Annotated in this window: 5 protein-coding genes and 1 pseudogene; 1 reads left to right on the top strand and 5 read right to left on the bottom strand. The window is 58.9% G+C overall.

The features are described from left to right. Positions 1-288 precede the first annotated feature (288 nt). Positions 289-1,599: an MFS transporter gene (locus tag CMQ96_RS19340; RefSeq protein WP_004138166.1), complete on the top strand. Its 1,311-nt coding sequence runs from the start codon at positions 289-291 to the stop codon at positions 1,597-1,599. Positions 1,600-1,664: 65 nt separating this feature from the next. Here the strand turns inward: CMQ96_RS19340 and CMQ96_RS19335 are convergent, their stop codons facing one another. The 5 genes and pseudogenes from CMQ96_RS19335 to CMQ96_RS28915 all read right to left on the bottom strand — a co-directional run bounded on the left by CMQ96_RS19335 (position 1,665) and on the right by CMQ96_RS28915 (position 7,048). Further along, complete coding sequence (locus tag CMQ96_RS19335) at positions 1,665-2,558, bottom strand: transporter substrate-binding domain-containing protein (protein ID WP_004138167.1); 894 nt, start codon at positions 2,556-2,558, stop codon at positions 1,665-1,667. Beyond that, on the bottom strand, positions 2,555-3,334 hold the full coding sequence (locus CMQ96_RS19330; protein ID WP_082237199.1) for an amino acid ABC transporter ATP-binding protein: 780 nt from the start codon (positions 3,332-3,334) through the stop codon (positions 2,555-2,557). Before CMQ96_RS19330 ends, CMQ96_RS19335 begins: the two co-directional genes overlap by 4 nt. Next, positions 3,318-4,244, bottom strand: coding sequence for an amino acid ABC transporter permease (locus CMQ96_RS19325; RefSeq protein WP_049090350.1), 927 nt, complete (start codon positions 4,242-4,244; stop codon positions 3,318-3,320). The genes CMQ96_RS19330 and CMQ96_RS19325 overlap by 17 nt, the downstream gene beginning before the upstream one ends. A gap of 9 nt (positions 4,245-4,253) precedes the next feature. Next, on the bottom strand, positions 4,254-4,763 hold the full coding sequence (locus CMQ96_RS19320; RefSeq protein ID WP_098067180.1) for a GNAT family N-acetyltransferase: 510 nt from the start codon (positions 4,761-4,763) through the stop codon (positions 4,254-4,256). A gap of 11 nt (positions 4,764-4,774) precedes the next feature. After that, a pseudogene (locus CMQ96_RS28915) lies at positions 4,775-7,048 on the bottom strand (NtaA/DmoA family FMN-dependent monooxygenase). Between the last annotated feature and the right edge of the window lie 10 nt (positions 7,049-7,058).

Genomic DNA, 7,058 nt, shown 5'->3' with positions numbered 1-7,058 from the left:
ACGACAGCGCGGGATGTCGCTGTCGTTGTTGTGCCTGTCATCCGGGAGCCGGAGAAGATGACAGTGGTGAAAAGAGTTGCAGGCGTTCACAGTATCTACAGGCCCAGTCGCCCGGCCAAGGCGTATTAAGCGCCGCCCCCGGGAGAATACAGCGTTTTCCCGGAGGCGATGCTGCGCATTTGTTCGGGCTACCGGTCCGCAGGCGACTGAAAACCCGTAGCCCTCCCGGGGAAATACCTCTTATTGCCTGTACCCACAATACACAACCCTGCAAAGGAGTTGATTAAAATGCAACAGCAATTAAAACGCAGCAACGTGCGTTACGGTATATTACTGTTTTTATTTCTGGCTACCGTATTTAATTATGCCGACCGGGCAACGCTGTCCGTCGTCGCGCCTATTATGAGCAAAGAGTTAGGTTTTGATCCCGAGGCGATGGGGCTGGCCTTTTCCGTTTTTGGTATCTCCTACGTCATTATGCAAATACCCGGCGGCTGGCTGTTGGATAAATATGGTTCGCGGCTGGTCTACGGCTGCGCGCTAATTGGCTGGTCGATCGTCACCATGTTCCAGGGCACCATCTATATGTTCGCCAGCCCGCTGGTAGCGCTGGTTATTCTGCGCCTGATGATGGGGGCGATTGAAGCCCCAGCCTTCCCCGCCAACAGCCGTCTGAGCGTGCAATGGTTTCCCAATAAAGAGCGCGGATTCGTCACCTCGGTCTATCAGGCCGCGCAGTATATCTCTTTGGGGATTATTACGCCGCTGATGACCATTATTCTGCATAATTTAAGCTGGCACTACGTATTTTATTATATTGGCGCTATCGGCGTGGTGCTGGGGATATTCTGGCTGGTAAAAGTAAGAGATCCCTCTCATCATCCAAAAATTAACCAGCAGGAGCTCGACTATATTCGTGAAGGCGGCGGCGAGCCGGAGTTAGGCACGAAAAAAACGCAGCAGAAATTAACCCTCGCGCAAATCAAAAGCGTCTGCGTCAATCGTATGATGATCGGGGTATATATTGGCCAGTTCTGCGTAACGTCCATTACCTGGTTCTTCCTGACCTGGTTTCCGACCTATCTTTACCAGGCCAAAGGTATGTCGATCCTGAAAGTCGGCTTTGTCGCCAGTATCCCAGCCATTGCCGGATTTATCGGCGGCCTGCTGGGCGGCGTATTCTCGGACTGGCTGTTGAAACGCGGCTACAGCCTGACGACCGCCCGCAAGCTGCCGGTGATCTGCGGCATGCTGCTCTCCTGCGTGATTGTTGTCGCCAACTACACCACCTCGGAAGTGGTGGTGATCGCCGCCATGAGCGTGGCCTTCTTTGCTAAAGGGTTCGGTAACCTCGGCTGGTGCGTGCTGAGCGACACCTCACCGAAGGAGATGCTCGGTATTGCCGGCGGCGTGTTCAACATGTGCGGCAACCTGGCGAGCATCATCACGCCGCTGGTCATCGGCGTGATCATCGCCAACACCCACTCGTTTGATTACGCCATCCTGTACGTCGGCTCCATGGGCGTACTGGGCCTGTTCTCCTATCTGTTTATCGTCGGGCCGCTGGATCGTTTGACGCTGACCCCGCGCGCCGCCTGATTTAACACCCTGGCGAGGATTCGCCCCCGCTGTTTCGCATCACACTCCTGCGAAACAGCGGTTTTTTAGTAGGTTATCCCCGGCGGATTCACCGTCGATTGCGTCACCTCTTCGCCCTGTTCGCCCCAGCGCGCCAGCACCTTCTGGTATTCCCCACGAGCAATCGCGCCATTTAGCGCCGCTTGCAGCGCCACCACCAGGCCGTTGCCCTTTTTGGTCGTCGTGGCAACGTATGCTTTTTTCGGCCCCAGGCCGACGACTTTGGTTTTGCCGCTGAGCGCCGCTTTATAGGCCGCCACCGACTGCGGCCCAAAGAACACATCCGCGCGCCCGGACTGAATATAGAGATTGCCCGAAGCGTCATCGGTCAGGTAGACCGGCAGCGCCGGTTGACGCCCGGCGGCTTCATTTTCGGCGTTCCAGCCGAGCAAAATCCGCTCCTGATTGGTCCCGGACCCGACGATCACCTTTTTGCCCGCGAGATCCGCCGGTCCGCTGACACTGGCGATATCGCTGGTCGATTTCACGGAAAAGGCCAGCGAATCGACGCGATAGGTCGCAAAATCAAACTTCTCTTTCCGCTGCTCGGTCACCGCAATATTGACCAGCGCCACGTCGTAGCGACCGGAAGTCATCCCCAGCGGCCAGTCCTCCCAGGCGGTGGGCACCAGCTTCAGCTTTAGCCCGAGGCTGCCGGCCAGCAGCCGGGCGATATCCGGGTCGCTGCCGATACGCGTGCGGTTATCGCTGGCCAACAGCGCCAGCGGCGGCGAGTTGAGCGCCGAAATCGCCACCGTTAAGGTGCCCGGCTCGACGAAGGCGTAATTTGCCGGGATCTTCGCGATCGCCTGCTCATCGCGGGTCACCGGCAGCGGCTGCTCGTTGGCGCGCAGGTCGATAGCCGCCTGCGATGCCGCGGATAAAGATAATAACGTCAGGGCTAAAAGTCCGTTTCTCATGCCGCTAATACCCTCGATAAGAACTGCCGCGTCCGCGGGTGCTGCGGGTGGTTCAGCACGGCGTCGCTGCTGCCCTGCTCGACAATTTTGCCGTCGACCATAAACACCACCCGATCCGCCACCTCTTTCGCAAAGCCGATTTCATGGGTCACCACCACCAGGGTAGTGCCGGAGCGCGCCAGCTTTTTAATCACATCCAGCACTTCCCCCACCAGCTCAGGGTCAAGCGCGGAGGTCGGTTCATCAAACAAAATCACCCGCGGGTTCAGCGCCAGCGCCCGGGCAATGGCGATGCGCTGCTGCTGCCCGCCGGACAGGTGTCGCGACCAGGCATCGGCTTTGTTGCGCAGTCCGACCACGTCCAGCAGGTCATACGCCCGCGCGATAGCCTCTTTGCGGGTCGCCTGTTTGTGGGCGATGGGCGCCTCAATCAGGTTTTCCAGCACCGTCAGATGCGGGAACAGATTGAAGTTCTGAAATACGTAGCCGACGTTGACCCGCTGGCGGAGGATCTCTTTCTCTTTCAGTTCGTACAGCTTGTCGCCTTTGCGGCGATAGCCGATATAGTCGCCATCGATCTGGATAAAGCCTTCATCGACGCGCTCCAGGTGGTTAATCGCCCGCAGCAGCGTCGATTTTCCCGAGCCGGACGGCCCGAGGATCACCGTTACCGTGCCGGGTTCGATTTCCAGCGACACGTCATCCAGCGCTTTATGGCGGCCAAAGTATTTGCTGACGCCGGTAATGGAAATATGACCGTTACGAGAGTTGGACATGGACAGGCTCCTGCGGTTGTGGGCGGCGAACGGGTTCAGCGCGACGGCTGCTGCGGGCGGTATTGACCGCTGAGCGGCGTTCGCTGCGGGCCAGGCCGCGCTCGACCAGATACTGAATCAGCGACAGCACGCTGGTGATCACCAGATACCAGGCGGCGCCGACCATCAGCAGCGGAATGACTTCCTGGGTGCGGTTGTAGATCATCTGGATGGTGTAAAACAGCTCCGGCATCGCCAGCACGTATACCATCGCCGTCCCCTTGGCGAGGCTGATAATTTCGTTAAAGCCCGCCGGTAAAATGGTGCGCAGCGCCTGCGGCAGGATAATGCGCAGCGTGCGACGGCTGGCCGGAAGCCCCAGCGCCGCCGCCGCTTCATACTGACCGTGATCGACGCCAAGGAAGCCGCCGCGGATAATTTCGGCGGTGTAGGCGCTTTGCACGAGGGTCAGCCCGACAACGGCAGTGGAAAACTGCCCCAGCACGTTGATGGTCTCAAAGCTGGCCCAGCTAATGCCGGTGAACGGGATACCGATCGATAACCTGTCGTAGAGATAAGAGAAGTTGTAGAGAATAATCAGCACCACGATCAGCGGCAGCGAGCGGAACAGCCAGATATAGCCCCAGGCCAGGCTGCTCAGCAGCCATGAGCTGGAGAGGCGGGACAGCGCCAGCAGGCCGCCGAGAATAACGCTCAGCGCCGTCGCCAGCAGGGTCAGCAGCAGCGTCTGCCCGAGGCCCTCAAGGATCACTGGGTCAAAGAACCAGCGGGCAAAAACGCCCCACTCCCAGCGCGGGTTAAAGGCGACGGATTGAATCACCACCGCCAGCGCCAGCAGCGCCAGCGCCGCGCCTACCGCCCGCAGCGGATAGCGCGCGGGGACAACCTTAATCGTTTCCGGGGTATGCATAGGGGCTCCTTAAGCGCTCTGGCTTAGCGCGCTGACCGCCAGCGCTTTGGTGAAGCGCAGTCGGCCATCAAACGGCGGCAGACTGTACTCTTCCGGATCGCGGCTGAGGTCAAACTGCGCCTCGTAGCCCTGGCTCAGGTAGAGCCGCACCGCTTCCGGCTGCCGAAAACCGGTGGTCAGATAGATATGGCTGTAGCCGGCAAGCAGCGCCCGACGCTCCAGCTCCTGCACCACTTTCGCCGCCAGCCCCTGCTGGCGCAGACGGCGATGGGTCCAGATACGTTTGATTTCCGCCGTATGGGCGTCTTTCGGTTTGTACGCGCCGGTGGCGATAATTTCGCCCTCGCGCTCCAGCACGATAAACAGCCCCTGCGGCGCCAGATACCATTCAGTCAGCTCGATTTCGGCATCGCGGGAGAAGTAGTCGCCGTAGCGCACGGCGTACTCACCGAACAGGCCCTCAATAATCGGCTGCAGCTCCGGGGTTTCCGGAGAGACATCGCGGAAAATATCGCTCATCATGCCTCCTGTTAGTCGCCGAGTCCGGCCGGGTTGATTTCCGATTGCGGGATGCTCTCCACGCCTTCGCCCCAGCGGTTCAGTACCTTCGCGTAATCGCCGCTGCGGATAGCGCCGTTCAGCGCCGTCTGTACCGGTTCAACCAGACCGCTGCCTTTTTTCACCGTCACGGCGATATGCGCCGCCTTCGGCCAGCCGCCGTCAACGCTGCCCACCAGCTTGGTTTTGCCGGTCAGCGCCGCTTTCCACGCGCCGATCACGTTGGGGCCGAAGAAGGCGTCGGCGCGCCCGGACTGCAGCGCCAGGGTTTGGGCGGCGTCATCTTTGGTATAAACCGGGGTAAACGGCTTCAGCCCCTTCTTAAGGTTCTCGGCGTTCCACGCCAGCAGGATCGCTTCCTGATTGGTACCGGAGCCGACGATTATCCGCAGCCCGGCGATATCCTCCGCTTTTTCAATTTTGCTCAGCGGGCTGCCGCTCTTGACGTAGAAACCCAGTGAATCTTTGCGGTAGGTGGCGAAGTCAAACTTCTCTTTGCGCTCTTTGGTTACGGTGATATTGCTGACCGCCGCATCATATTTGCCGGAGGCGACGCCGAGCGGCCAGTCTTCCCATGATGTCGGTACCACGTTCAGCTCAAGCCCAAGGCTGTCGGCCACCAGGCGGGCGATATCCACTTCGCTGCCGAGCAGGGTTTTGTTATCGTCAGAAAACACGGTCAGCGGCGGCGAGTTCAGCGCGGCGACCGCGACGGTCAGTTTGCCCGGCACCGCCAGGTGAAGACCTTTGGGCAACTGCGCGATAGCCTGCGGGTTTTTCGCCGTATGAATCGGCGTTTTGTTAGCTTCGAGGCTCACGCCGGTGCCGTTGATCGTGACGTTCTGCGCCCAGGATGAGGCGCTAACGGCCAGCGCAAGCGCCAGGAGTAGCGATTTTTTCTGCGTTTTCTGCATAGCGGGTGTTCTCTATTATTGTTTTTGGAATTGATTAACGGGCTCTGCCAGCCCTAAGCTATCGCGCAGCGTGGCGCCGGGATAATCCCGGCGGAATAATCCGCGCTGCTGAAGAATGGGTACGACCTGATCCACAAAGCGCGGGAAGGTGTCCGGCGTGCCGCCCTGGATAATAAAACCGTCCGCCGCGCGCTGTTCAAACCACTGCTGCAAACCATCCGCCACCTCTTCGGCGGTGCCAGAGAAACGCGGTCGCGGGCTGGCCGCCTCCAGCGCCACCTGGCGCAGCGTCAGGCCGCGTTCGCGGGCGTTGCGTTTTATCTCGTCGGTGGTGCTGCGAAAGCTGTTCTGCCCGAGGTCGCCGATATCCGGAAACGCCTCGTCCAGCGGATATTGGGAGAAATCGTGATGCTCAAAATAGCGGCCGAGGTAATTCAGCGCGTCCTCAATCGATACCAGCGCGGCGGTGGTCTGGTATTGCTGCTCCACATCGTCGGCGCTATCGCCAACGATGACGCTGACGCCCTGGAATATGTGTAGTTCGCTCTCCCGGCGGCCGTGCGCTTCGAGCTGGCTTTTGACGTCGCGATAAAAGGCCTGCGCCTCCGCCAGCGATTCCTGATGGGTAAAAATAGCGTCGGCGTGGCTGGCGGCTAATTTTTTGCCGTCATCGGATGCGCCCGCCTGAAAGATAATCGGTCGCCCCTGCGGGGTGCGGGCAATATTTAGCGGGCCGGCCACTTTAAAGAAATCACCGTGATGATTAAGCGTATGCAGCTTATTTTTATCAAAGAACTGGCCGCTCTCTTTATTACGAATAAACGCGTCCTGTTCCCATGAATCCCACAGGCCTTTAACGACCTGAAGATATTCATCGGCGATGCGGTAGCGCAGCGCATGATCGGGATGCTGCGCCCGGGAGAAGTTTTTCGCTGAGCCTTCGAGCGGCGATGTCACCACGTTCCAGCCAGCGCGTCCTCCGCTCAGATGATCGAGGCTGGCGAACTGGCGAGCGGTGGTAAAGGGCTCGCTGTAGGAGGTCGACAAGGTGCCGACGAGGCCTAAACGCGAGGTTACCGCTGCAAGGGTGGATAATACGGTGAGTGGTTCAAAACGGTTTAAAAAATGCGGGATCGATTTTTCATTAATATATAAGCCATCGGCGACAAAAATAAAATCGAGCTTGCCCTCTTCCGCTTTTAGCGCCGTCTGCTTAACGAACTCAAAGTTAATACTGGCGTCCGCCAGCGCGGCCGGATGGCGCCATGCCGACATATTTCCCGATGCGCCATGTAATATAGTGCCAATACGCAGCTGCCGTTGTTCAGACATCGTTAATCCT

It is taken from the genome of Klebsiella sp. MBT K-1 (assembly GCF_002556465.1).
In the GTDB taxonomy this organism is placed as follows: domain Bacteria; phylum Pseudomonadota; class Gammaproteobacteria; order Enterobacterales; family Enterobacteriaceae; genus Klebsiella; species Klebsiella grimontii.
The sequence above is the reverse complement of the archived record's forward strand: the minus strand, read 5'-3'. Positions and strand labels throughout refer to the sequence as shown.

Bases quoted from the DNA above. Each gene is read 5' to 3' on its own strand.
- CMQ96_RS19340 (WP_004138166.1), top strand. From the start codon at position 289: ATGCAACAGCAATTAAAACGCAGCAACGTGCGTTACGGTATATTACTG.
- CMQ96_RS19335 (WP_004138167.1), bottom strand. From the start codon at position 2,558: ATGAGAAACGGACTTTTAGCCCTGACGTTATTATCTTTATCCGCGGCA.
- CMQ96_RS19330 (WP_082237199.1), bottom strand. From the start codon at position 3,334: ATGTCCAACTCTCGTAACGGTCATATTTCCATTACCGGCGTCAGCAAA.
- CMQ96_RS19325 (WP_049090350.1), bottom strand. From the start codon at position 4,244: ATGCATACCCCGGAAACGATTAAGGTTGTCCCCGCGCGCTATCCGCTG.
- CMQ96_RS19320 (WP_098067180.1), bottom strand. From the start codon at position 4,763: ATGAGCGATATTTTCCGCGATGTCTCTCCGGAAACCCCGGAGCTGCAG.